The 21,242-nt window shown below is 71.0% G+C and carries 26 protein-coding genes and 1 tRNA gene; 18 read left to right on the forward strand and 9 right to left on the reverse strand.

Annotated features, from left to right (window positions below):
* The first annotated feature begins 5 nt into the window (after nucleotides 1-5).
* From FB380_RS22550 to FB380_RS22560, 3 genes are read left to right on the forward strand one after another with little or no spacing between them, the layout of a single operon-like run.
* On the forward strand, nucleotides 6-485 hold the full coding sequence (locus FB380_RS22550; protein WP_166757571.1) for a hypothetical protein: 480 nt from the start codon (nucleotides 6-8) through the stop codon (nucleotides 483-485).
* The gene (dnaG, locus tag FB380_RS22555) at nucleotides 485-2,371 is read left to right on the forward strand and encodes a DNA primase (RefSeq protein ID WP_166757572.1); all 1,887 of its coding nucleotides are present in this window, start codon (nucleotides 485-487) and stop codon (nucleotides 2,369-2,371) included. The genes FB380_RS22550 and dnaG overlap by 1 nt, the downstream gene beginning before the upstream one ends.
* Complete coding sequence (locus FB380_RS22560; RefSeq protein WP_166757573.1) at nucleotides 2,368-2,928, forward strand: hypothetical protein; 561 nt, start codon at nucleotides 2,368-2,370, stop codon at nucleotides 2,926-2,928. Before dnaG ends, FB380_RS22560 begins: the two co-directional genes overlap by 4 nt.
* A 7-nt stretch (nucleotides 2,929-2,935) precedes the next feature.
* Here the strand turns inward: FB380_RS22560 and FB380_RS22565 are convergent, their stop codons facing one another.
* Both FB380_RS22565 and FB380_RS26135 read right to left on the reverse strand, forming a co-directional pair.
* Nucleotides 2,936-3,148: a hypothetical protein gene (locus FB380_RS22565; protein ID WP_166757574.1), complete on the reverse strand. Its 213-nt coding sequence runs from the start codon at nucleotides 3,146-3,148 to the stop codon at nucleotides 2,936-2,938.
* 29 nt (nucleotides 3,149-3,177) lie between these two features.
* Nucleotides 3,178-4,272 carry a GGDEF domain-containing protein gene (locus FB380_RS26135; RefSeq protein WP_166757575.1) on the reverse strand — a complete coding sequence of 365 codons (1,095 nt, stop codon included), beginning with the start codon at nucleotides 4,270-4,272 and terminating at the stop codon, nucleotides 3,178-3,180.
* A 191-nt stretch (nucleotides 4,273-4,463) separates the two neighbouring features.
* On the opposite strand from FB380_RS26135, the gene FB380_RS22575 reads away from it, so the two are divergent.
* A tRNA-Asn gene (locus FB380_RS22575) sits at nucleotides 4,464-4,536 on the forward strand.
* A 109-nt stretch (nucleotides 4,537-4,645) separates the two neighbouring features.
* Nucleotides 4,646-5,896, forward strand: a complete 1,251-nt coding sequence (locus tag FB380_RS22580; RefSeq protein ID WP_166757576.1) for a tyrosine-type recombinase/integrase — start codon at nucleotides 4,646-4,648, stop codon at nucleotides 5,894-5,896.
* A 55-nt stretch (nucleotides 5,897-5,951) separates the two neighbouring features.
* Here the strand turns inward: FB380_RS22580 and FB380_RS22585 are convergent, their stop codons facing one another.
* The 5 genes from FB380_RS22585 to FB380_RS22605 form a co-directional block, all read right to left on the reverse strand.
* On the reverse strand, nucleotides 5,952-6,155 hold the full coding sequence (locus FB380_RS22585; protein ID WP_166757577.1) for a helix-turn-helix domain-containing protein: 204 nt from the start codon (nucleotides 6,153-6,155) through the stop codon (nucleotides 5,952-5,954).
* Nucleotides 6,156-6,333: 178 nt separating this feature from the next.
* Nucleotides 6,334-6,951, reverse strand: coding sequence for a cytochrome c biogenesis CcdA family protein (locus tag FB380_RS22590; RefSeq protein ID WP_229682292.1), 618 nt, complete (start codon nucleotides 6,949-6,951; stop codon nucleotides 6,334-6,336).
* 236 nt (nucleotides 6,952-7,187) lie between these two features.
* Nucleotides 7,188-7,787, reverse strand: coding sequence for a TlpA family protein disulfide reductase (locus tag FB380_RS22595; protein ID WP_229682291.1), 600 nt, complete (start codon nucleotides 7,785-7,787; stop codon nucleotides 7,188-7,190).
* A complete protein-coding gene (locus tag FB380_RS22600) occupies nucleotides 7,780-8,418 on the reverse strand; it encodes a vitamin K epoxide reductase family protein (RefSeq protein ID WP_166757578.1) in 639 nt (212 codons plus the stop codon). Before FB380_RS22600 ends, FB380_RS22595 begins: the two co-directional genes overlap by 8 nt.
* Nucleotides 8,411-9,052 (reverse strand): DsbA family protein, encoded by a 642-nt coding sequence (locus FB380_RS22605; RefSeq protein ID WP_166757579.1) that lies wholly within the window; start codon nucleotides 9,050-9,052, stop codon nucleotides 8,411-8,413. The genes FB380_RS22600 and FB380_RS22605 overlap by 8 nt, the downstream gene beginning before the upstream one ends.
* 99 nt (nucleotides 9,053-9,151) lie before the next feature.
* On the opposite strand from FB380_RS22605, the gene FB380_RS22610 reads away from it, so the two are divergent.
* The 7 genes from FB380_RS22610 (at nucleotide 9,152) to FB380_RS22640 (ending at nucleotide 13,979) form a co-directional block, all read left to right on the forward strand.
* A complete protein-coding gene (locus tag FB380_RS22610) occupies nucleotides 9,152-9,538 on the forward strand; it encodes an ArsR/SmtB family transcription factor (RefSeq protein ID WP_166757580.1) in 387 nt (128 codons plus the stop codon).
* Nucleotides 9,535-10,242 carry a cation diffusion facilitator family transporter gene (locus FB380_RS22615; protein ID WP_166757581.1) on the forward strand — a complete coding sequence of 236 codons (708 nt, stop codon included), beginning with the start codon at nucleotides 9,535-9,537 and terminating at the stop codon, nucleotides 10,240-10,242. The genes FB380_RS22610 and FB380_RS22615 overlap by 4 nt, the downstream gene beginning before the upstream one ends.
* A 17-nt stretch (nucleotides 10,243-10,259) precedes the next feature.
* A complete protein-coding gene (locus tag FB380_RS22620; protein WP_166757582.1) occupies nucleotides 10,260-10,850 on the forward strand; it encodes a copper resistance CopC family protein in 591 nt (196 codons plus the stop codon).
* Complete coding sequence (locus tag FB380_RS26140; RefSeq protein WP_166757583.1) at nucleotides 10,843-11,937, forward strand: copper resistance D family protein; 1,095 nt, start codon at nucleotides 10,843-10,845, stop codon at nucleotides 11,935-11,937. Before FB380_RS22620 ends, FB380_RS26140 begins: the two co-directional genes overlap by 8 nt.
* A gap of 118 nt (nucleotides 11,938-12,055) precedes the next feature.
* The gene (locus FB380_RS22630) at nucleotides 12,056-12,430 is read left to right on the forward strand and encodes an ArsR/SmtB family transcription factor (RefSeq protein ID WP_166757584.1); all 375 of its coding nucleotides are present in this window, start codon (nucleotides 12,056-12,058) and stop codon (nucleotides 12,428-12,430) included.
* A complete protein-coding gene (locus FB380_RS22635; RefSeq protein WP_166757585.1) occupies nucleotides 12,427-13,044 on the forward strand; it encodes a methyltransferase family protein in 618 nt (205 codons plus the stop codon). The genes FB380_RS22630 and FB380_RS22635 overlap by 4 nt, the downstream gene beginning before the upstream one ends.
* A complete protein-coding gene (locus FB380_RS22640; RefSeq protein ID WP_166757586.1) occupies nucleotides 13,041-13,979 on the forward strand; it encodes a cation diffusion facilitator family transporter in 939 nt (312 codons plus the stop codon). Before FB380_RS22635 ends, FB380_RS22640 begins: the two co-directional genes overlap by 4 nt.
* A 113-nt stretch (nucleotides 13,980-14,092) precedes the next feature.
* Here the strand turns inward: FB380_RS22640 and FB380_RS22645 are convergent, their stop codons facing one another.
* Complete coding sequence (locus FB380_RS22645) at nucleotides 14,093-14,488, reverse strand: ArsR/SmtB family transcription factor (RefSeq protein WP_166757759.1); 396 nt, start codon at nucleotides 14,486-14,488, stop codon at nucleotides 14,093-14,095.
* A 193-nt stretch (nucleotides 14,489-14,681) separates the two neighbouring features.
* Nucleotides 14,682-15,305: a class I SAM-dependent methyltransferase gene (locus FB380_RS22650; RefSeq protein WP_166757760.1), complete on the reverse strand. Its 624-nt coding sequence runs from the start codon at nucleotides 15,303-15,305 to the stop codon at nucleotides 14,682-14,684.
* Between the two features lie 295 nt (nucleotides 15,306-15,600).
* Between FB380_RS22650 and FB380_RS22655 the strand changes: the two genes are divergently transcribed.
* From FB380_RS22655 to FB380_RS22680, 6 genes are all read left to right on the forward strand, one after another.
* Nucleotides 15,601-16,206, forward strand: coding sequence for a cadmium resistance transporter (locus tag FB380_RS22655; protein WP_166757587.1), 606 nt, complete (start codon nucleotides 15,601-15,603; stop codon nucleotides 16,204-16,206).
* A 144-nt stretch (nucleotides 16,207-16,350) separates the two neighbouring features.
* Nucleotides 16,351-16,653 carry a transposase gene (locus FB380_RS22660; RefSeq protein WP_166757588.1) on the forward strand — a complete coding sequence of 101 codons (303 nt, stop codon included), beginning with the start codon at nucleotides 16,351-16,353 and terminating at the stop codon, nucleotides 16,651-16,653.
* A complete protein-coding gene (locus FB380_RS22665) occupies nucleotides 16,650-17,132 on the forward strand; it encodes an IS3 family transposase (protein WP_166757589.1) in 483 nt (160 codons plus the stop codon). Before FB380_RS22660 ends, FB380_RS22665 begins: the two co-directional genes overlap by 4 nt.
* A gap of 540 nt (nucleotides 17,133-17,672) precedes the next feature.
* Complete coding sequence (gene ltrA / locus FB380_RS22670; RefSeq protein WP_208383957.1) at nucleotides 17,673-19,106, forward strand: group II intron reverse transcriptase/maturase; 1,434 nt, start codon at nucleotides 17,673-17,675, stop codon at nucleotides 19,104-19,106.
* Between the two features lie 112 nt (nucleotides 19,107-19,218).
* Nucleotides 19,219-19,695, forward strand: a complete 477-nt coding sequence (locus FB380_RS22675; RefSeq protein ID WP_166757591.1) for a DDE-type integrase/transposase/recombinase — start codon at nucleotides 19,219-19,221, stop codon at nucleotides 19,693-19,695.
* Between the two features lie 332 nt (nucleotides 19,696-20,027).
* Nucleotides 20,028-21,205 (forward strand): IS3 family transposase gene (locus tag FB380_RS22680; protein ID WP_249523877.1). Its coding sequence is split into 2 segments (ribosomal slippage): nucleotides 20,028-20,312 and nucleotides 20,315-21,205, totalling 1,176 coding nucleotides; the frame shifts between segments, so codons are not numbered across the junction.
* Nucleotides 21,206-21,242 lie beyond the last annotated feature (37 nt).

Here is a 21,242-nt window from a genome sequence, read left to right on the forward strand (position 1 = left end):
GCACCGTGCTGGAGCTGGGCAAGAAGGGGTCGCACGGCACCGAGCGGGGCACCGTCCCGGTGCTCTCCGACGGGGCCGTGGTGGCGACGCTGCGCGCCGCCAACTGGAAGGAGGCGGCGACCGCCGACGTCGCTGGTCGCCAGTGGGAGTTCCGGCGCAACGGCAGCCGCGAGCTGACCGGCCGCTGGGCGCTCGACCCCGCGGACGCCGTCCGGGTCCGCGCGCACCAGGAGTCCTTCTGGCGGAACACCTGGACGGTGGAGCTCGAGGGCACCCCGGTCGGGGTGGCCGCCGCGTCCTGGTGGAAGCCCGCGCGGCGGTACTGCACCGGTGACCGGCTGCTCGCCGAGAGCGGCTCCACCGGCGGGTGGGCCCAGCGCCCCACCCTCACCACGCAGCCGGGCCTGCGGCTGGACCACGCCGTCTTCCTGCTGTGGTTCGAGTTCGTGCTGCGCCGGCGCGCGGCCGCTGCGGCGGCGGCCTGATGGCCGGGCGGGGGCGCATCCGCGCCGCGGACATCGCGCTGGTCCGCGAGCGGACCAAGATCGACGACATCATCGGCGAGCACCTGCAGCTCAAGCGCGCCGGCGGCGGCAGCCTCAAGGGGCTGTGCCCGTTCCACGACGAGAAATCGCCGTCCTTCCAGGTCACGCCCTCGCGAGGTCTTTACCATTGCTTTGGATGTGGGGTCGGCGGCGACGTCATCCGGTTCATCCAGGAGATCGACCACCTCTCCTTCGCCGAGGCGGTGGAGCTGCTGGCCGGCCGGGCCGGGGTGCAGCTGCAGTACGAGGACGACGGCGGCCGGGCCACCGCCGGCCCCGACCGCGCGCACGCCGGCCAGCGCGCCCGGCTGGTGGCGGCCAACACCGCCGCCGCGGACTTCTACGCGAGCCAGCTGATGACGCCGGAGGCCGCGCCGGCCCGGTCGTTCCTCGCCGACCGCGGCTTCGACCGGCAGGTGGCCCTGGACTTCGCCTGCGGCTACGCCCCCGGCGGCTGGGACACCCTCACCCGGCACCTGCGCGGCCTCGGTTACACCCAGGAGGAGCTGGTCACCGGCGGGCTGGCGAAGGAGTCCTCCCGCGGCACGCTGATCGACCGGTTCCACCGCCGGCTGCTCTGGCCGATCCGCGACCTGACCGGCGACGTCATCGGCTTCGGCGCCCGCAAGCTGATGGACGACGACCCCGGCCCCAAGTACCTCAACACCCCGGAGACGCCGCTCTACAAGAAGAGCTCGGTGCTCTACGGCGTGGAGCGGGCCAAGCGCGACATCGCCCGCAACCACCAGGCCGTCGTCGTCGAGGGCTACACCGACGTGATGGCCTGCCACGTCGCCGGGGTGACCACCGCGGTCGCCTCCTGCGGCACCGCGTTCGGGCCCGAGCACATCAACGTGCTGCGCCGGCTGCTGATGGACCAGGACGAGTTCCGCGGTGAGGTCGTCTACACCTTCGACGGCGACGCGGCCGGCCAGGCGGCAGCGATGAAGTCGTTCAAGGAGGACCAGCGCTTCGTCGCGCAGACCTTCGTCGCGGTCGAGCAGGAGGGCCGCGACCCGTGCGAGCTGCGCCAGGCCCACGGGGACGCCGCCGTCCGTGACCTGATCGGCCGGCGCACGCCGCTGATCGAGTTCGTGCTGCGGACGACGCTGGAGGGCTACGACCTGGACACCGTCGAGGGCCGGGTCGCCGCCCTGGACAAGACCGCGCCGCTGCTCGCCCAGATCAAGGACCACGCCCTGCGCCCGGCGTACGCCCGCCGGCTCGCCGGCCTGCTCGGCCTGCCCGACGAGACCGAGGTCGTGGCCCGGGTGCGCCAGCTGGCCGGAGAGAGCGGCGGGGAACGTCCGAAGTCGCGTCCGCGCACCCCGCAGCGGACGCCGGACGACGCCGCGGTCGAGGTCGAGCGGGAGGCGGTGAAGGCCGCCCTGCAGTGCCCGGAGATCGCCGGCCCGCAGTTCGACGCGGTCGAGCCGAGCTCCTACACGCACCCCGACTACGCCGCGGTCGCCGCCGCCGTCCAGGCCGCCGGGGGAGCGGCCGGGGCGACGACGACCGGGGCGGCGTGGCTGGAGGAGGTGACGGCGCACTGCGACCGGGACACCGCCAAGGCGATGCTGACCGCGCTGGCCGTCGAGCCGCTGCACGCGGTGGGGGAGAACGACCCCACCTACGTGAACGCACTGATGGCCCGGCTGCACGAGATGGCCACCGTCCGGGAGATCGCCGCGCTCAAGGGCAAGCTGCAGCGCACCAACCCGATCGAGGCGCAGGACGAGTACATGCGGGCTTTCAAGAAGCTGATGGACCTCGAGCAGCTGGCCATCTCGCTGCGCAAGCGGGCGGCCGGCGGGCTGACCCCGTGAGCCTCATCGAGCGGGTCCGCGAGCGGTTCGCCCGGCCGCCCGAGCCGGTGCGTGCGGCGCTGGACGCGGACGCCGAGGAGCGGGCTCTGGCCTGGGGGGAGCGGGTCGACGGCGGCTGGACGGTGGCCACCTCGCGCGGCCTGCGCGTCGTCCCGGCCGATCCCGGCGAGGACGCACCGCTGCTGGCCTGGCACGAGATCGGGACGGCGCGGTGGACCGCGGCCGGTGCCGGCGGCACGTTCGAGATCACGCCGCTGGTCGAGGTCGAGCCCGGGGTGCAGGCGCGCCAGGCGCCGCAGCGGCACGTGCTGCGCGAGGCCGGTGGGCTGCCCGGCGTGCTGCGCACCCGGGTCGACCGCACGGTGGTCACCAGCCATCGGCATCCGCTGCCCACGGGGGGTGGGGTGCTGCTGGTGGCCCGCCGGGTGCCCGGCCAGGCGGCGCGGGAGTGGACCGTCGTCTTCGACGACGACGCCGACCGGGACGACCCGGTGGCGCGTCAGGTCGCCCGCGACCGCCTGGCCGCCGCGGTCGACGCCGACGACCCCAGCCGCTGACGCGGGTTCACTTGTTGCCGGTCTCGTTCCCCAGCCGGTTCTTCACCGAGTCGACGGCGGCGTCGGCGCGGGCCTGGGCCATGCCGGCCGCGGTCTGCAGGCGCGGGTCGTCCTTGGCGTGGTTGTAGACGCGGCGGATCTGCTCGTAGCGCTCACGGCCGGCCTTGGCGCCGAGGACGTAACCGGCACCGAAGCCGGCGAGGAAGGACAGCTTGGCCACGGGGACCTCCTGGATCGGGGCGGAAGTGATCACGCTACCGGCCCCGCGCGGTTCCGACCCGTCGAGGCCGGGGCGGCTGAGGAGGTCGGGGTGAGCTCGCGTGGGCGGTCGGCGTAGGCGATCCGGTCGCGTCCGGCTCGCTTGGCCTCGTAGAGGGCGCGGTCGGCGGTGCTGAGCAGGGAGAGGACGGCGGCGACCGGCTCCTGACCCGGCGTCGGCTCCGCGGTCACGACCCCGATGCTGACGGTCACCGGAGGGAGGTCGGGCACCGACTGCTCCCGTACGGCGGCGTGCAGCCTCTCGGCGGCGCGGGCGACCTCGTCCGGTCCGGGGAAGTGGGCGACCCAGCCCAGTTCCTCACCGCCGAGGCGGACGAGCAGGTCGTCGGCGCGGGCGATCCGGGTCATCGCGCCGGCCACCTCCATGAGCACCCGGTCGCCGACCGCGTGCCCGTGGGTGTCGTTCACCGTCTTGAAGTGGTCGAGGTCCAGGACCATCACGGTCACCGGCTCGCCGGCTGCCGACGCGGCGGCCACGATCGACCCGGCCCGGGCCTGGATGCCGCGGCGGTTGGACAGCCCGGTGAGCGGGTCGGTCACGGAGAGGGTGCGGGCCAGGTCCCGGGCGGCCTGCATGCGGCGCACCAGGAGGGTGACCACGGTGATCGGGGCGAGCACCATGACGACCATCGTCAGCGCGGAGTACACCCGCAGCAGCGGGGGAGTGGGCAGGGTCAGGCTGATCGCCACCACGCCCGCCACCGCGACCGCCGTGGTGGCGGCCACCTCACGGGTGCCGAGCATCATCGCGGCAGCCACGGGGACCACCACCAGGGCGGCGGCACACAGCCAGCGGATGGTCAGCTCGTCCTGCCCCACCCCTTGGACGATCATCACCGTGCTGGCCGCGCCGATGATGGCGGCGCCGTCCCGAGGGCCCACCCGACGCCGGACGGCGATGTAGCCGGCCATGCAGCCCCAGATCGAGGCGCCCAGGGCGGCGAGCCTGGCGTCGGCGTCCGAGCCGACCGAGCGCTGGAAGGCGCTGACCACGAACAGCGGGATGCTGCCGGTCAGGCAGATCGCGAGGAGCGTGACGGCACGCCACTCGATGTGGCGGCTCACGCCTGCCGCTGCCCGCTCGCACGCCTCCCGCATGCAGACAGCGTCGGCAGTGGTCCAGACCCACTTGAGCGCCCTCACCCGGCCGGGTGGCGGGGTCGTCGCCCTGAGCGCGACCCGCCGGGAGCCCCCCGGGCCAGGTGCCGGCCTGGGCGTGGGGTAATCTCTGTGGGCGCGCGGGCACCACCCGCCGATCCCCCGTAGCTCAATTGGCAGAGCATGCGACTGTTAATCGCAGGGTTACTGGTTCAAGTCCAGTCGGGGGAGCTCCATTAGGGCTCTGGCCAGCGGTTTCGCGGGCTGGAGCCCTTTGCTATGGCCTGAGCCGCACCCGTCGGGCATCCTTTAAGCATCCAAAACGGATGAGGAGGATGCCGTGGGCCGGCCACCGCTCCCGCTCGGCACGTACGGCAAGGTCCTGTTCATCGCGCAGCCGAGCGGCCAGGTCAAGGCTCGGGCGAAGTTCCGCGACTTCGACGGCCGGGTCCGGCTCGTGTCCAAGGTGGGGCCGTCGCGCGCCGCCGCCGAGCGGGCGCTGAAGGCTGAGTTCACCAGCCGCCAGGCGCCCGGCGGTGTCGGCGCGATCACAGCCGCCACACGAATGGCCACGTTGGCCGAGGCGTGGATCGAGGCCGACCACGGCTGGTCGACCGGAACGCAGCGCACCTACAGGTCTGTGGTCAACAAGCAGGTCAAGCCGGCGTTCGGTCAGCTCTGCATCCGCGAGGTGACCTCCGGAGTGGTCAGCCGGGCGCTGGCCGCCATCGCCAAGAGCAGCGGACCGGGGGCGGCCAAGACAGCGCGGGCGTGCCTTTCCGGGATGTTCGCGCTGGCGATCCAGGACGGCGCCGTCGCGGTCAATCCGGTCCGCGACGCCACTGCCAAGATCAGTACCGGCAAGCGAGCGCCGCGCGCACTGACCGTGGCAGAGACCGGACGACTCGTAGAACTGTTCCGAACCAGCGACCGCGCGACCGAGCTCGACCTGCCCGACGTCGTCGACTGGATGCTTGCCACCGGCTGCCGGATCGGCGAAGCGCTGGCTTTGCGGTACGAAACCAACGGCGACGGCAAGCCAATCCTCGATCTCGGGGCCGGGACCTGGGAAGTGAATGCCACTGTGGTCCGCGTGCCAGGCGCCGGGCTGGCGGTCCAGCCGCGGCCGAAGACCACCGCAGGCTGGAGGATCATCGCGCTGCCCGAGTTCGCCGTCCGGATGCTGGAGGACCGGCGGGCGAGTTCCCGCCGGCAGACGGACGCTGAGATCGTCTTCACTCCGCCGCTGACCGGCGCACTGCGGGATCCGTCGAACGTCTCAGGAGACCTCCGCCAGTTGCTCGACTCGTTCGAGTGCGAGACCTGTGGGGGAACGGGCTATCAGCTCGACGAGGACGGCTCCTTCAGGGCCGGAGCAGGCGGGCGACGCATCCGCTGTGAGGAAGGGCCGTGGTCGTGGGTCACCTCGCATGCCTTCCGGAAGACCGTTGCCACGCGTCTCGACGAGGCCGGCCTCAGCCCGCGCCAGGTGGCCGACCAGTTGGGCCACGCCAACCCGTCGATGACGCTCGACGTCTACTTCGGCCGACAGGTCGTCAGCGCCGAGGCGGCGCGGGTGCTGAACCGATGAGCTGCATCGCAGTGGATTGTTGGCACGGCGGCGGGGCAGCGTTCACTCCCGCTGCTCACCCGGCTCGTTCAGCCCGCCCTGCTTCTGCCTGCTCATGGAGCCACGCGGTCACGTCAGCGCGCCGGTAGACCACGCGACGTCCCACACGGAAGCTGTGCGGGCCGGTGCCGAGGTGCCGCCAGTACCTCAGCGTGGAGACGGGCGAGCGCATGATCTGGGCAACCTCGGCCGTGGTCAGCAGGTCATCGGCGTTGTCCATGACGAACCTCTCTAGTCTCGTGACGCCGCCCGGGGGAGGCCCTGCATCGCAAAATAGGGCGAGGTATGGACAGCTCGTCTGCCAGACACCCAAGCGGGAGATCCCAGCCGTGCTCCGGCGCAGTTCCTGAGTTTCACTTGGCTCTGATGCTGGCGATCACGGGGACAATTTCTCGATCTCAGACCACGGAGGAGCCCAGGCCGGTGGTGGCCAGCCAGGAGCGGAGCCACATCATCACTGCGTCCCACATCCCGGTCACCAGGAGCAGGCCGAGGGCCAGGAGCAGGACGCCTCCGACGCGCATGACCGTGGGGGCGTGGCGGCGGGCGAAGGTGGAGAAGGTGAGGGCCCGACGGGCGCCGAGGGCAACCAGCAGGAACGGGATGCCCAACCCAAGGCAGTAGGCCAAGCCGAGCACGGCGCCGCGGCCCGCGGACGCCTGGCTGTAGGCCAGCGAGTTCACCGCGGAGAGCGTCGGGCCCAGGCACGGTGTCCAGCCCAACCCGAAGACGATCCCCAGCACCGGTGCGCCGGCCAGACCGGCCGGTGGGCGCCGGTGGATGCGCCGTTCCCGCTGCAGCCAGGGCAGCGCTCCCAGGAAGGCGAGGCCCATGACGATGGTGACCACGCCCATGACCCGGGTAAGCAGGGGCGCCCACTCCAGCAGCAGCCGCCCGAGACCGCCGAACAGTGCTCCGAAGGAGACGAACACCAGGCTGAAGCCGGCGACGAACAGCAGGGCTCCGGCAAGTACCCGGCGCCGGTCTCTGCGCGACGGCGCCGCCGTGGGAGGCACGTGGTGACGGCGGTCCCGGCCTCCGATGGCGGCGGAGTGGCCGGTTGCCCGGCCGCGGGCCCTGCGGCCGTTGCTCCGGTGAGGCCGGCGACGTAGCCCAGATAGCCGGGGACCAACGGAAGCACGCACGGCGAGGCGAAGCTGATCAGTCCGACCAGGGCGGCGACGGCGATGGCGAGCAGCAGGGAACCGTCGGTGACGATGTCGGCGAATGTCGCGCCGAGGTCGCTCACGGCTCAGCCCTCGTCCAGTAGCTGGTCGAGGGCCGTGCGCAGGTCGTCTTCGGGGACGACGGCCACGTACACCGCGGCTACTTGCCCGTCGCGGTCGAGCAGGATGGTGGTGGGCACGACGTTGGCGGGGAAGCCGCGGAAGGCCAGTGCGACCTCGCCACGTGGGTCGAACATGGAGGGGTAGGTGGCGCCGACGCGATCGACGAAGGCCTGGGCGAGGTTCCGCTGGTCTTTGACGTCCACGCCGAGGAACTGCACGCCGGAGTCGGCGACGTCGGTGTAGACCGCCTGGAACTCGGGTGTCTCCACCCGGCAGGGCGCGCACCAGGATCCCCAGAAGTTGAGCACGGTGATGTCGCCATCCAGCGACTGCGAGTCGAACTCGCTGCCATCGAGCAGCTCACCGCTGAACGCCGGGGCCGATTCACGCGCTTCCGCGGGGATCACCTGGCCCAGGGGAGTGGCCTCGCTGAAGTCGAACTCCGCAGCATCGGTGGCGGTGCTGGCGTTGGTCCCCGAGCTACCGGAGCAGCCCAGGAGCAGGAGGGCGGCAGCGACGAGGGCGGCTGCCACCAGGCCGCGGCGGGTCGGGGTGTCAGCCAACGAGGGAACTCCAGTACAGCCAGAACCGCTGTGTGATGGCGGCGACGATGAGAAGGAACCAGGCGGTGAGCAGGACGCTGTGCCGGGTTCGCACCACCGCGACCGCGGCGTTGACCCCTGCGGGCAGCCGCGGCGCCCAGGCGGTGAGGTTGCGCAGGGTGACGGCGGTGAACAGCGGGATGGTGACCGCCCAGACGACCATGCAGTACGGGCACAGCGCCTCGATGCGGTACAGGCTGGCGAACATCAGCCAGTGCACGAACACGACGCCGGCGGTGACGCCGGCCTGGAGCGCGGCCCAGAACCACTCGGCCAGCCAGCCGCCGGCGAGCAGCGCGGCGCCGGTGGCGGCGACGACGGGGAAGCCGGCGATCCCGAGCAATGGGTTGGGGAAGCCGAAGGCGTCCGCCTGCGGGCTGGCCATGATCGAGCCGCAGCTCAGCACCGGATTGAGGCTGCAGGTCGGCACGTAGGCGGGGTCGGCCAGCAGGGCGTACTTCTCCACCGCCAGCACGAGCGCCGCCACGAAACCGAGCAGCCCGCCGACGAGCAGCCACACCGCCAGGCCGCGGCCGGCCGAGGCGGGTGCCTCGGTGGCGGCCGGCCGGTCGGCGACTGCGGTGTCACTCATCGAGGGCGGCCTCGATGCGCTCGATGAACTCGTCGGTGGTGGTGACCTCGAGCTTCTCGCCGTTGAGGAAGAACGTCGGTGTGCCCTCCACGCCGAGCGCCAGGCCGTCGTCCCGGTCGGCCAGCACCCGCTCGAGGGTGGCCGGGTCGGCCACGTCCTCGTCGTAGGAGGCCAGGTCCAGGCCGAGGTCGGCGGCGAAGCCGCGGAACACAGCGGCTTGGGACTCCTCCCGGTGGCTCCACTGCTCCTGGGTCTCGTACATGCGCTGGTACATCGCCTCGAACTCGCCCTGCTGGGCGGCGGCTTCGACGGCGACGGCGGCGTTCTCGGCGTTCGGGTGGCCGGGCATCGGCATGTACCGGGCGACGAACGTCACCTGGCCGGCGTAATCCTCGCGCAGCTGCTCGACGAACGGGTACACCGACGCGCACGCCTCGCATTCGAAGTCCAGGAACTCGACCAGGGTCACGTCGCCGGCGCCGGGTTCACCGAGGCGGTGGCTGTCCTCGCGCACCACCCGCGCGCCGCTGTCGGCGCTCGAGCCGGAATCGGACTGCCCCAGAATGAGGACCGCGGCCACGACGGCGGCGAACGCGGCGACCAGTGCGGCCGACACCTTGAGGTTGGTGGACACAGGGGCTCCCGCTCTTGCCTTCGACGCCAACGTGATACCAACATAACAACGTCCGTTGGGGCGTTGGTCCTGAGATCGGGTCGAGAACGAAGGGGACCGATGAGCAGCGACACCTGCGATCTGCTGTGCCTGGATCTGCCGCATGCCGAGGCCGTCCGCGCCCAGCTGAGCGGTGAGGAGCAGGTCCGCGCGCGTGCCAACCAGGCGAAGGCCCTGGGTGACCCGACCCGGCTGCGGATCGCCTCGGCGCTCTCCCTCGGGGAGGAGCTGTGCGTGTGTGACCTGGCCTGGATCACCGAGCTGTCCCAGAACCTGGTCTCTCACCACGTGCGCATCCTGCGGACGGCGGTTCTCGCAACGTCCCGCCGCAACGGCAAGCTGGTCATGTACCGCCTCACCGAGGCCGGCACGCGGCTGCTGGCCGCCGTGGTTGGCCCCGCCCAGCCGCTGAACGCCGGCACCGCGACGGCCGAGGCGCTGTCGTGACCGCCCTGCACCCGGCTCAGCTCACCGCCGACCGGCGCGCGCTCCTGGCGCGACGTATCCGGCTGTTCGTGGCCTTGACCATCACCTGGAACGTCATCGAGGCCGCGGTCGCGCTCACCGCTGGTGCCCGGGCATCGTCGTCGGCGCTGATCGGGTTCGGCCTGGACTCGGTCATCGAGGTGTCCTCGGCGCTGGCCGTCGCCTGGCAGTTCGCCGGCCGCGACCCCGAGGCGCGGGAGAGGGTGGCGTTGAAGGTCATCGGCGCCTCGTTCTTCGCCCTGGCGGCGTTCGTCACCGTCGACGCGCTCCGCTCCCTGCTTGGCTCCGGGGAGGCTGAGCACTCCAGCGTCGGGCTGGTGCTAGCGGCGCTGAGCCTGGCGGTCATGCCGTTCCTGTCCTACGCCCAGCGCCGCGCCGGCCGCGAACTCGGCTCGGCGTCAGCGGTCGCGGACTCCAAGCAGACGCTGATCTGCACCTACCTCTCCGCCGTCCTGCTGGTGGGGCTGGCCCTCAACAGTCTGTTCGGCTGGTCGTGGGCCGACCCGATCGCCGCCCTGGTCATCGCGGGACTGGCGCTCAAGGAAGGGCGGGAGGCCTGGCGCGGCGAGAACTGCTGCTCACCGGCCGAGGCGCTGCGCCCCGGCGCCCTGGAATCCACCGACGACGCCTGTGGCTGCAAGCCCGGCTGCGACTGCTGCAACTGAGGATCATGAAGACATCCGTGCCACGCATCCTCATCGTCGCCGCGGCGACGACCCTAGCCTCGCTCTTGCTCGTCCTCAGCGGTGGTACGGCACTGGCGCACACCGGGCTGCAGTCCTCGACGCCGGCGGACGGGGAGACGCTGACCGCCGCTCCGGGCACTGTCACCCTCACGTTCTCCTCGGCGGTCACCTCGGAGTTCGCCCAGATCGCTGTCACCTCCCCGGACGGGGAGTCGGTCACCTCCGGGGAGGTGACCATCGACGGTGCGGTGGTGTCCCAGCCGGTCAGCACCCGCGGTGACGGCGCGTACATCGTCGCCTACCGAGTCGTCTCCGACGACGGTCACCCGGTCTCCGGCCAGCTCACCTTCACCCTCACCGGCACCGGCGGTGCGGCGACGGAGTCGGCGCCGGCTGAGCCGCCCCTGGTGAACACACCCGCACCCACTCCGGACACGGAGACCGCGGTGTCCCCGGCCGCCGACAGCGACACGCACAGCGACGCGGGCAGCAGCTGGGGCCTGTTGGTGCTCCTCGCCGCGGCGGCAGTGGTGCTCGTGGCCGGGACGTGGCTGGCGTTGCGCCGTCGCAGCTCCACCGGTGGCTGAAGCACCGGTCGACAGCGCGCCGACGCCGGCGAGGGTGCGCCGAGGCCTCCTCGTGCTCGCCTCGACGTTGGCGGCCCTCGTGGTCTGCCTGCTCACGCTGTGGGCCGGCGGCGCCGCTGACGTTGTCTCGGTGCCGGGCATCCCGGCCCCGCCGCCCGTTATCGCCTGGCTGGTGCCCGCTCTGCGGCTGATCGCCGACGCGGCCGCCGTGCTGACGGTGGGCTGCCTGTTCGGAGCCGTGGTTCTGGTGCCCGGTGACACGGTGCTCAGCACGGCCGGCTACCGGTGGGTGCGCCTGGCCGGCTGGGGCGCAGTGGCCTGGGCGCTGGCCTCGCTGGCCTCGCTGCCGGTGCTGCTGGCCGACTTCCTGGGCACGGGGTTCTCGGCGGTCTCCCTGCGCGGCGTCTGGAGCTTCGTCGAGAGCGTCGAGCAGGGCCGCAATCTCGTGATCGTTGCCGCCCTCGCCGCTTTGGTGGCGGCCTTCGCCCGAACCGTCCTGCACCCGGCCGGGGCGCGGGTGCTGCTCCTCATCGCCCTGGCCGCGACCATTCCGCCGGCCTTCACCTCCCACTCCGCCGACGAAGCCGACCACAACCTCGCCGTCACCGCCGTCGCACTGCACGTGCTCGGCGTCGTGCTGTGGGCCGGTGGCCTGCTGGCGCTGATGCTCGCCGCTCGGCTCGCCGGCCCGGGGCGCGTCACCGCGGTCGAGCGGTTCAGCCGCCTCGCCCTACCGCTGGCGGTGGTCGTCGCCGGCAGCGGTGCAGTCACCGCCTACACGCGGTTCTCCAGCCCCTATCAGCTGGTCGGCACCGGCTACGGGGTCGTGCTGTTGGCGAAGGTCGCGGCCTTCGTGGGACTGCTGGGGCTCGCCGCCTGGCACCGCCGCCGAACACTTCCGGCACTGCGGGCCGAGCGGCCGGCTGCCTTTCTTCGGCTGGCCGGCGCTGAGGTGATCCTCTTCGCCGCCACCATCGGACTTGCCGTAGGTCTGGCTCGCACCCCCACGCCGCCGCCCGTGCTGGACACTGATGCAGCCGCAGCGGAGCAGGCGCTCCTTCCTGCCATCAGCACGGCCGCCACCTGATCTCAGGGTCCGGGACTCCGGCGTAGGTCCTCCGGGGTGTGGAGCGGAACGACAGTTGATCTTTGACGCTTGGCGCTATCATCGTCTCCACGCGATGAATGGAGCCGGCGCTGTGCCAATGACGACGAACACGGAGACGACCGCGCCGCCGGTCGATGAGGCTGCTGCGCTGTCGACGGCTGCGTCCCTGTTCCGCAGTTTGGGTGACCCGATGCGGCTGGCGATCGTCCGCCACCTGATGCTGGGCCCGCACCGGGTCGTGGACCTCACTCGGCATCTGGACGGTCCGGCGCAGAGCTCGGTGTCCGCGGCGCTGGCCTGCCTGCGGGACTGCGGCCTGGCCGAGAGCAAGCCGCAGGGCCGTGCGTCGCTGTGGTCGCTGAGCACCCAGCCGGAGCTGCTCTCGCTGCTCGCCTCGGCGGAGAAGCTGCTGGCCGCGACCGGTGACCAGGTCGCGCTCTGCCCGGTGTACGGAACGGGGGCCGCGTCGTGACCGTCGCCGCGCTCGTCCTCTACGTCATCGCCCTCGTTGTGCTGTTCGGTGTGCGGTCCTGGGTCCAGTTGCGCCGCACCGGGTCGACCGGGTTCGTCGGCATCTCCGGTTCTCCGGCAGACGCCGGCTGGTGGGGCGGGGTGCTGTTCGCCGTCGCGATGGTGCTGGGCCTGGTCGGCCCGCTGCTGGCCGTCGCCGACGTCGTGACCGCCGACCCGCCGCTGGGCGTCCGGGCCGCCGGCCTCTTGCTGGCGCTGGGCGGGTTCGCCGCGACGCTGGCCGCGCAGACCGGCATGGGCGCCTCGTGGCGGATCGGCGTCGACCCGGCCGAGCGAACCGACCTGGTCACCGGCGGCGTGTTCGCGCATGTCCGGAACCCGATCTTCACCGCGATGGTCGCCGCCCAGGCCGGGGTGGTGCTCATGGTGCCCACCTGGATCAGCGTGCTGGCGCTGGTCGCACTTGTGGCCGCCGTTCAGCTGCAAGTCCGGGTCGTCGAAGAGCCATACCTCCGCAGCGCGCACGGCAGGGCGTACGCCACCTACGCCTCGCAGGCCGGCCGGTTCGTGCCCGGCATCGGCCGCCTCTCCGCTACTCAGGAAGTGCCGCGATGAGCGGCGGACACGACCACGCGCACGGTCACCACGGTGCGGAGGGCAACCGCCGGCGACTGGCGGTCGTGCTCGCGCTGACCGCCTCGGTGCTCGTCGTCCAGGTCGTTGGCGCGCTGCTGTCGGGCTCTTTGGCGCTGCTGGCCGACGCCGCGCACGCCGGCACCGACGCCGCCGGCCTGTTCATCGCACTTGTCGCGGCCACGCTGGCGCTGCGTCCGCCGACCGCTCAGCGCACCTGGGGCTACCGGCGGGCCGAGGTGCTCGGCGCGACGCTGCAGGCGGCGGTGTTGCTGGCCGTGGGTGTGCTGGTCACCGTCGAGGCGGTCGGCCGCCTGCTCGAGCCGGCGACGGCAGAGGTGGCGGCCACGCCGGTGCTGGTTTTCGGCGGCATCGGCCTGGCCGCCAACGCGCTCGGCATCTGGGTGCTCATTCGCGGCGGTGCGCGCGACGGGAACGTCAACATGCGCGCGGCGCTGCTGGAGGTCATGAACGACGCGCTCGGCTCGGTTATGGTGCTGGTCGCCGCCGTGGTCATCGCAGTCACGGGCTGGCAGCAGGCTGATGCGGTGGCCTCGCTGCTCATCGCCGCGCTCATCGTTCCCCGCACGCTGAAGCTGCTGCGCGAGACCGTGGCGGTTCTGCTGGAGAGCACCCCGCCGGGGCTGGACCTCGACGATGTCCGCCGCCACCTCCTGGCCTTGCCGCACGTGCTGGAGGTGCACGACCTGCATGCTTCGCAGATCACCAGCGGCCTGCCGGTGCTGACCGCCCACGTCGTGGTCGAGGACCGGTGCTTCTTCGATGGTCACGCGCCACAGGTGCTCGACCAGCTGCAGGCCTGCCTAGCCGAGCACTTCCCGGTCAGCGTCGAGCACAGCACGTTCCAGCTGGAGATGGTCGCCCACACCGGCCACGAGCTGGCTGCCCACTCCTGACCCGGCAGGGCGAGCGCCGATCCGCGGCCCCCGCCGCCTGCTGTCCCGCGGCGTCTGGTCGACGGCACTCGACCTTCTCCGTCACGGTGTTGCGGTCCGGCTGCCTGAGCCGCTCAGCAGGTGTCTGCGGCTGCTCGGGCAGCCGCACCGTGGGTGGGGCACAGGTCGACAATGTCCCCGGTCTCTGCCAGCAGCCCTTCGGCCGCGGCGAGCAGTGCCATGAGCCGCGGCCCGGCCGAGAGGGAGAACAGCGACGCCCGGCCCTGCGGGCGCGAGTTGACCAGTCCGCAGTCGCGCAGGCACGCAAGGTGCGCCGACACCGTCGACTGGGCCAAGCCCAGGCGCGTCGTCAGGTCCACCACACGCTGCTCGCCGGCTGCCAGGTGGCGCAGGATCGCCAACCGGGTCGGGTCGGACAGGCTGTGGAACAGCGATGCCGCAGGAGAGAGGGCGGCGGTCTCGCTACCGGCCGACGCCATCGCGGCCGGGGCGTTCCGCTGCGCTTTCATCGCCACGCAACGATGCTAGGTGGTGGCCGGGACCTGGGCAACAGGCAGGTCGGTTCACAGTGCCCGGCGCCGCGCGGTGGACGTGCCGCCCCGGCCGGAGCCGGGCAATGTTGAGCAGCAGCTGCCGGGCGTGCCGGCTGCGGCTGCACTGCTGAACGAGGCGGGCGGGTGCCGTCCGGCGAAGGACAGTCGCTCAGGCTGGCGCGTGAGCCGCCCGGTCGGCGACGCCGAGCAGGTAGTGCCCCCGGATGCGGGTGAGCCACCGACTGCCGACGGCGAGTCCCTGGCGCTCGAGCTCGGCGACGAACTCGGCCGCGGTGAACCGGTTGTGCGTGGGGTGCTCGAACAGCCAGCGGTAGCCCCGGGTGGCCAGTGCGTCGGCAGTGACCTCGTCGAAGTAGAAGCGACCTCCGGGGCGGAGCACGCGAGCGATCTCACCCACGGCTGCCTGCCAGTCCTCGACGTGATGCAGGATCGCGAAGTCGAAGACCGCGTCGTAGCCGCCGTCGGGGGCGTCCAGCACCCGCCGCAGATCCGTGACGTCGCCGGTGCTGAGGCGGACCCGGCCGCCGTAGGGTGCCAGCCGCCGGGTGGCCCGCGCCACCATCTGCGGGTCCAGGTCGATGGCATCCACCCGCTCGGCACCGAACTGTTCCAGAATCAGCCCCGTGCCGTAGCCGGCTCCGCAGCCCAGCTCCAGAGCGCGCGACCCGGGCGGGAGCTTGCCCCCGAGCCGCAGTAATGCGGGTGTCTCGTACCAGCGCTGCAGCCCTCGCCGGGGACCACTGTCCACCACCATCGTCTCGATCCGGTTCATCAGCACGCCACAGCCTCCATCGGTCGAACTCGCTAGTATCGGTTATTGACGATGAAAGCTTCGAGTTCGGCCTTATCCAGGGCCAGGGCTCCGTGCCGCCATCGAGCAGCACGGGACGGTGCAGGCGCAGCAGCGGCACCTGTCGGGCGGCCCGCGCATGCTGTTAACATCGTCCAACGCCGATGCCATAGGCGAACAGCGATCCCGATCGTGCACCCCGAGGTACCCGATCACACCGGCCGACGGCCGGACCGGCCCGCCTTGGCGGGGCTGGCCACTTTCCTGAAAGGGCGTCATGGAACTCGCGACCTGGACCGCGCAGGCCATCGGCCTGTTCGTGGCCACCAACATCGACGACATCATCGTGCTGTCGCTGTTCTACGCCCGCGGCGCCGGCCAGTCAGGCACCACCGCGCGCATCCTCGCCGGCCAGTACCTCGGTTTCGGCGCCATCCTGGCCGCGGCGGTGCTGGTCGCCCTGGGAGCGCGGAGCTTCCTGCCCGAGGACGCCATTCCGTACTTCGGGCTCATCCCGCTGGCTTTGGGCTTGCTCGCGGCGTGGCGAGCCTGGCGTAGCGACGACGACGATGACGACGACGAGGACAAGGTCGCCGGCAAGTCGGTGGCCGCGCTGACCGTCGCCGCGGTCACCTTCGCCAACGGCGGAGACAACATCGGCGTGTACGTACCGGTGTTCGCCACCATCGGTACCGCCGGCATTGTCGCCTACTGCGTCGTCTTCCTGGCCCTGGTCGCCGTGCTGGTCGTCGCGGCACGGTTCGTCGCCACTCGAAAGGCGATCGCTGAGTTCCTCGAGCGGTGGGAGGACGTGCTGTTCCCGCTGGTCCTCATCGGCCTCGGTGTCGTCATTCTTGTCGAGGGTGGGGCCTTCGGGCTCTAGCAACGACGCGGCACAGGCGCGGAGGACGCCTTGCATCCGGGGATGTGGAGACAGGCCCACTATCCACAGACCGCCGGAGAATGGAGTTGACCCGCTTCGGTGGACACCCTGATCTTGGGCACATCGCCCGAGGAAGGGGTCCTGATGGGCCGACCGAGCAAGTACTCACCGGAGTTCCGGGAGCAGGCCGTGGAGCTGGTCCGCGCGACCGGGAAGACGGTCGCCGAGGTCGCTCGTGACCTGCAGATCAACGACACAACGTTGGGCAACTGGGTCAAGGCCGACCGCGCCGAGCGGGGCGAGCCCGACTCCAGCGGGCTGCTGCCGTTGACGGCCGAGGAGCGGGCCGAGCTGACCCGGCTGCGGCGGGAGAACGCGAAGCTCAAGACCGAGCGGGAGATCTTGAAAAAAGCGGCGGCCTTCTTCGTGACGGAGTCGACGAGGTGACGCGGTTCGCCTTCATCGACCGGGAGAAGGCACACTATGACGTTGCCGCGCTGTGCCGGCTGTTGAAGGTCAGCCGCTCGGGCTTCTACGCCTGGCTGCGTCGCCCACCCTCGGCGCGGACGGTGGCCGACGAGGTGCTGACCACCCAGATCCGCACGGCCTTCGACGACAACCGCCGGGTGTACGGCGCGCCCCGGATCCATGCCGAGCTCGCCGAGGCTGGCGTGCAGGTGGGGCGCAAGCGCGTGGCCCGGCTGATGCGCCAGGCTGAGATCGTCGGCTGTCACCGGCGCAAGCGGTCGTTCTCGATCACCCAGCAAGACCCGCGAGCGGAGGCCGCCCCAGACCGGGTGGACCGCAAGTTCGTGGCGACCGCGCCGAACCAGCTGTGGGTGGCCGACGTTGAGCGCCACGAGGCGCTCTCGAACCGTGCGGTGGTGGAAGGACACCGCGGCCGGTCCGTCGCAGCGGGCCGGTGAAGCTGAGGGCAGCTTGATTCCGGGGATGCGGAGGAGAGCGGAAGCAGCCCTGACAACGACGGAACGGGTCAGCACCGCCAGATGGCTCGGGTCCGGCAAGCGAGACGGAAAGGCGTACGTGAGGAACCAGCGGCTGAACGCCCCTCAAGAGAGCCACCAGCTCCAACCTGGCGGATCTGGGCTGGATAGCAGCGCGCACTCGATCGGCATGGCCAAGAGCGTGGCCGATCGGGGAACTCCTGGGCCGGTCGATGTCGCCGGTCGGGAGGCCACGGTGAAGGCCTGCGGCGTAGCCGTGGCGATGCTGCAGGGGCATAGCTGGGCGCCGACCCCGTCGAACGGTTCGAGAGTGAACGTGGGAACCATCCCGCCGGTCCCCTTCCCGGGCAGCAGCCAGCTGCCCGGCGGGAACGCGCATCGCCGGCCGATGCCGGCGGGATGGGGCGGAGGACCCGTAGTAGTCCGAGGCCGGGAAAGCCGGTCACATGGCGAAGGGGTCCAGTGTGTTCGCGGCGAAGCCGCATCATCAGGAGGTCGACGGTGAACACCGACGCACCGTGGCCGGAGCTGTCCCAAGCCGTCCCACGGGTACTGGCGATGCAGACCAAGCTGCACCGTTGGGCGGCGGCCGATCCTGGCCGCCGCTTCGATGACCTGGCCAACCTCGTCTATGACCCGGCCTTTCTCACCGTCGCGTGGGACCGGGTGCGGGGCAACGCCGGTGCGCGAACCGCCGGAGTCGATCAGATCGCACCGCGATCGGTCGGCGATGGCGCCGGTGAGTTGCTGGCTGATCTTCGGCGCGAGTTGAAGGCCGGGCAGTTCTCGCCGGAGCGGGTGCGGGAGAAGACGATTCCCAAGACGTCGGGCAAGCTGCGGCGACTGGGGATTCCGACTACCCGTGACCGGGTCGTGCAGGCGGCGTTGAAGCTGGTGCTCGAGCCGATCTTCGAGGCGGACTTCCAGCCGTGTTCCTACGGCTTCCGCCCGAGGCGCCGAGCGCAGGACGCGATCGCCGAGATTCACTATCTCGCCTCACCCACCCGGAACTACGAGTGGGTGTTCGAAGCAGACATCGAGGCGTGCTTCGACCAGATCGACCATTCGGCCCTGCTGGGCCGAGTGCGGCATCGGATCGGAGACAAACGCGTGCTGAGCTGGGTGACGGCGTTCCTGAAGGCAGGCGTTCTCTCCGAGGACGGGCTGAACCGGGAGACGATCACCGGCACTCCGCAGGGCGGGATCCTGTCACCGCTGCTGGCCAACATCGCCCTGTCCGTGCTGGACGAGCACTTCGCCGCAAAATGGGCGGCGCTCGGCCCGTCTTGGACACGCGCCAAGCGTCGTCGTGCCGGGCAGCCGGTCATGAAACTCGTCCGCTACGCGGATGACTTCGTGATCCTGCTGCACGGCCAGCGCGGCGACGCCGAAGCGCTTTGGGACGAAGTTGGCGCAGTGCTGGCGCCGATGGGCCTGCGCCTCTCGGTGGCCAAGACCAGGGTCTGCCACATCGACGACGGGTTCGACTTCCTCGGCTGGCGCATTCAACGCCGCCGCTGGGCAGGTCGGACCGGCAAGAAGGCGATCTACACCTACCCCGCGAAGAAGGCGCTGGCCTCCATCGTGGACAAGGTGCGGACGCTGACCCGCCGAGCCAGCCACCGAACGCTTGCTGACCTGCTGCGCCGGATCAACCCGGTGCTGCGGGGCTGGTGCACCTACTTCCGTCACGGAGTGTCCTCGCGCACCTTCGGCTACGTCGACCACTACGCCTTCTGGCGCATCGTTGGCTGGCTGCGCAAACGACACCCCCGACTGAACATGCACACCCTGGTCCGCCGGTTCCTTCCTGGCTGGAAGATCCGCGCGGAAGGCATCGAGTTCTTCCGGCCCACGGCAGTCGCCATCGAGCGCTACCGCTACCGGGGCACTCGTATCCCGACCCCATGGACAAGCGCCACCACGGCGGCATGAACACGCGGAGAGCCGGATGCGGTGGAAGTCGCACGTCCGGTTCGGGAGGCGGGCCGCAGAAACGGACCGGTCGAAAGACCGGCACCGCGCTGCGGCCCGACCCCACACCTACGTGCCCACGGTGCAGGGCTGGCTCTACCTGGCCTGCGTCACCGACGTGTTCAGCCGCATGATCATCGGCTGGTCGATGGCCTCCCACCGCAAGACCGACCTCGTCGTCGACGCCGTGACCATGGCGGTGCACCGACGTGGCGGCCGGGTGCCCGGCGTGATCCACCACAGCGACCGCGGCGGGGAGTACAGCTCCCACGCCCTGGAACGCGAGCTACGCCGGCACGGGGCGCTGGCCAGCATGGGCAGCGTCGCGGACTGCTTCGACAACGCCCTGGCTGAAAGCGTGTTCGCCACCCTCGAGTGCGAACTGTTCGACCAGCAGCCCGGCGGTCGCTTCGCCACCCGACGCGAGGCCAAGCTCGCCGTCTTCGACTACCTCGAGACGTTCTACAACCCGCGCCGGCGGCACTCGGCTCTCGGCCAGATCGCGCCGGCGACCTTCGAAGCACGGCACACTCTCACCACCGCGGCCTGAACCTCAGACCGCAGGAACGAGGTGTCCACGCAAGCGGGTCAACTCCATCCTGCACCGAGCGAGCAGCTTGGCCGCACTCTTCTGCATCTGTACTGCGTGAAGATCTCTCAAGGATCGAGTCGGTAGAGGCCTGGGTGCGGTGCTCGGCAAGGGTTAGCAGGGCGGCGGCATCAACCCGCTGTAGTGCGGCGCGACTGAAGCCGCGGCAGTAGCAGGCACGACGGGTCTGGCGCCAGTGCCCTCGGGGATAGTGGGGGACCGGGGGGACTGCTGCACGAGTAGGTGACATCTGATCTGTGGTGCCGAGAGGTGCCGCTGGAAGGATGTTCACCGTGCCCAAGCCCTACCCCAAGGAGTTCCGCGACGACGTCGTGAACGTCGCCCGCAACCGTGAGCCGGGCCAGCACCTGAAGCAGATCGCTGCCGACTTCGGGATCAGCGAGTCCTGTCTGACGAACTGGATGAAGGCCGCTGACGTCGAAGACGGCGTCAAGCCCGGGACCACGGCGGCGGAGAACGCGGACCTGCGCGAGGCCCGCAAGCGGATCCGGTTGCTCGAGCAGGAGAACGAGGTCCTGCGCCGCGCGGCGGCCTACCTGTCGCAGGCGAATCTGCCGGGAAAATGATCTACCCGCTCGTCCGTGAGCTCGCCGTCGACGGGATCGCCGTGACGGTGACGTGCCGGGTTCTCAAGATCGCCCGCCAGCCCTACTACCGGTGGCTGGCCGACCCGGTCACCACCAGCGACCTCACCCAGGCGCACCGGGCCAATGCGCTGTTCGACGCCCACCGGGACGATCCGGAGTTCGGCTACCGCCTGCTCGTCGACGAGGCCGCCGCGAACGGTCAGCCGATGACTGCCCGGACCGCCTGGGCGATCTGCTCGACCAACGGCTGGTGGAGCGCGTTCGGTAAGCCTCGCCGGGGCAAGGGCGGCCGTCCCGGCCCGCCGGTGCACGACGACCGGGTCAACCGGGTGTTCACCGCCGAGGCGCCCAACGCCGTGTGGTTGACCGACATCACCGAACACCGCACCGCCGAGGGCAAGCTCTACCTGTGCGCGATCAAGGACGTGCACTCCAACCGGATCGTCGGCTACTCCATCGACTCCCGGATGAAGTCCCGGCTCGCGGTCACCGCGCTGGACAACGCCGTCGCCCGGCGCCATGCCGACGGCGCTGACGTGGCCGGCTGCATCGTGCATTCCGACCGCGGATCCCAATTCCGCAGCCGGAAATTCGTGCGCGCCCTCAACCGGCATCAGCTGTCCGGCTCGATGGGCAGAGTCGGCGCGGCCGGCGACAACGCGGCCATGGAATCGTTCTTCGCCCTGCTCCAGAAGAACGTGCTCGACCGCCGCCACTGGCGCACCCAGCAAGAGCTGCGGATCGCGATCGTCACCTGGATCGAACGCACCTACCACCGCCGGCGGCGTCAGGACGCCCTCGGTCGACTCACGCCCATCGAGTACGAGACCATCGTCCCCACACTGGCCGCTCAGGCTGCCTGACCCAACCTGTCACCTGGTCGTGCAGCAGTCCCGGGTT

The organism is Modestobacter marinus (assembly GCF_011758655.1).
Lineage (GTDB): Bacteria > Actinomycetota > Actinomycetes > Mycobacteriales > Geodermatophilaceae > Modestobacter > Modestobacter marinus.

Bases quoted from the DNA above. Each gene is read 5' to 3' on its own strand.
- FB380_RS22610 (WP_166757580.1), top strand. From the start codon at position 9,152: ATGAGCAGCGACACCTGCGATCTGCTGTGCCTGGATCTGCCGCATGCC.
- FB380_RS22660 (WP_166757588.1), top strand. From the start codon at position 16,351: ATGGGCCGACCGAGCAAGTACTCACCGGAGTTCCGGGAGCAGGCCGTG.
- dnaG (WP_166757572.1), top strand. From the start codon at position 485: ATGGCCGGGCGGGGGCGCATCCGCGCCGCGGACATCGCGCTGGTCCGC.
- FB380_RS22640 (WP_166757586.1), top strand. From the start codon at position 13,041: ATGAGCGGCGGACACGACCACGCGCACGGTCACCACGGTGCGGAGGGC.
- FB380_RS22650 (WP_166757760.1), bottom strand. From the start codon at position 15,305: ATGAACCGGATCGAGACGATGGTGGTGGACAGTGGTCCCCGGCGAGGG.
- FB380_RS22630 (WP_166757584.1), top strand. From the start codon at position 12,056: ATGACGACGAACACGGAGACGACCGCGCCGCCGGTCGATGAGGCTGCT.
- FB380_RS22655 (WP_166757587.1), top strand. From the start codon at position 15,601: ATGGAACTCGCGACCTGGACCGCGCAGGCCATCGGCCTGTTCGTGGCC.
- FB380_RS22645 (WP_166757759.1), bottom strand. From the start codon at position 14,488: ATGAAAGCGCAGCGGAACGCCCCGGCCGCGATGGCGTCGGCCGGTAGC.
- FB380_RS22585 (WP_166757577.1), bottom strand. From the start codon at position 6,155: ATGGACAACGCCGATGACCTGCTGACCACGGCCGAGGTTGCCCAGATC.
- FB380_RS22600 (WP_166757578.1), bottom strand. From the start codon at position 8,418: ATGAGTGACACCGCAGTCGCCGACCGGCCGGCCGCCACCGAGGCACCC.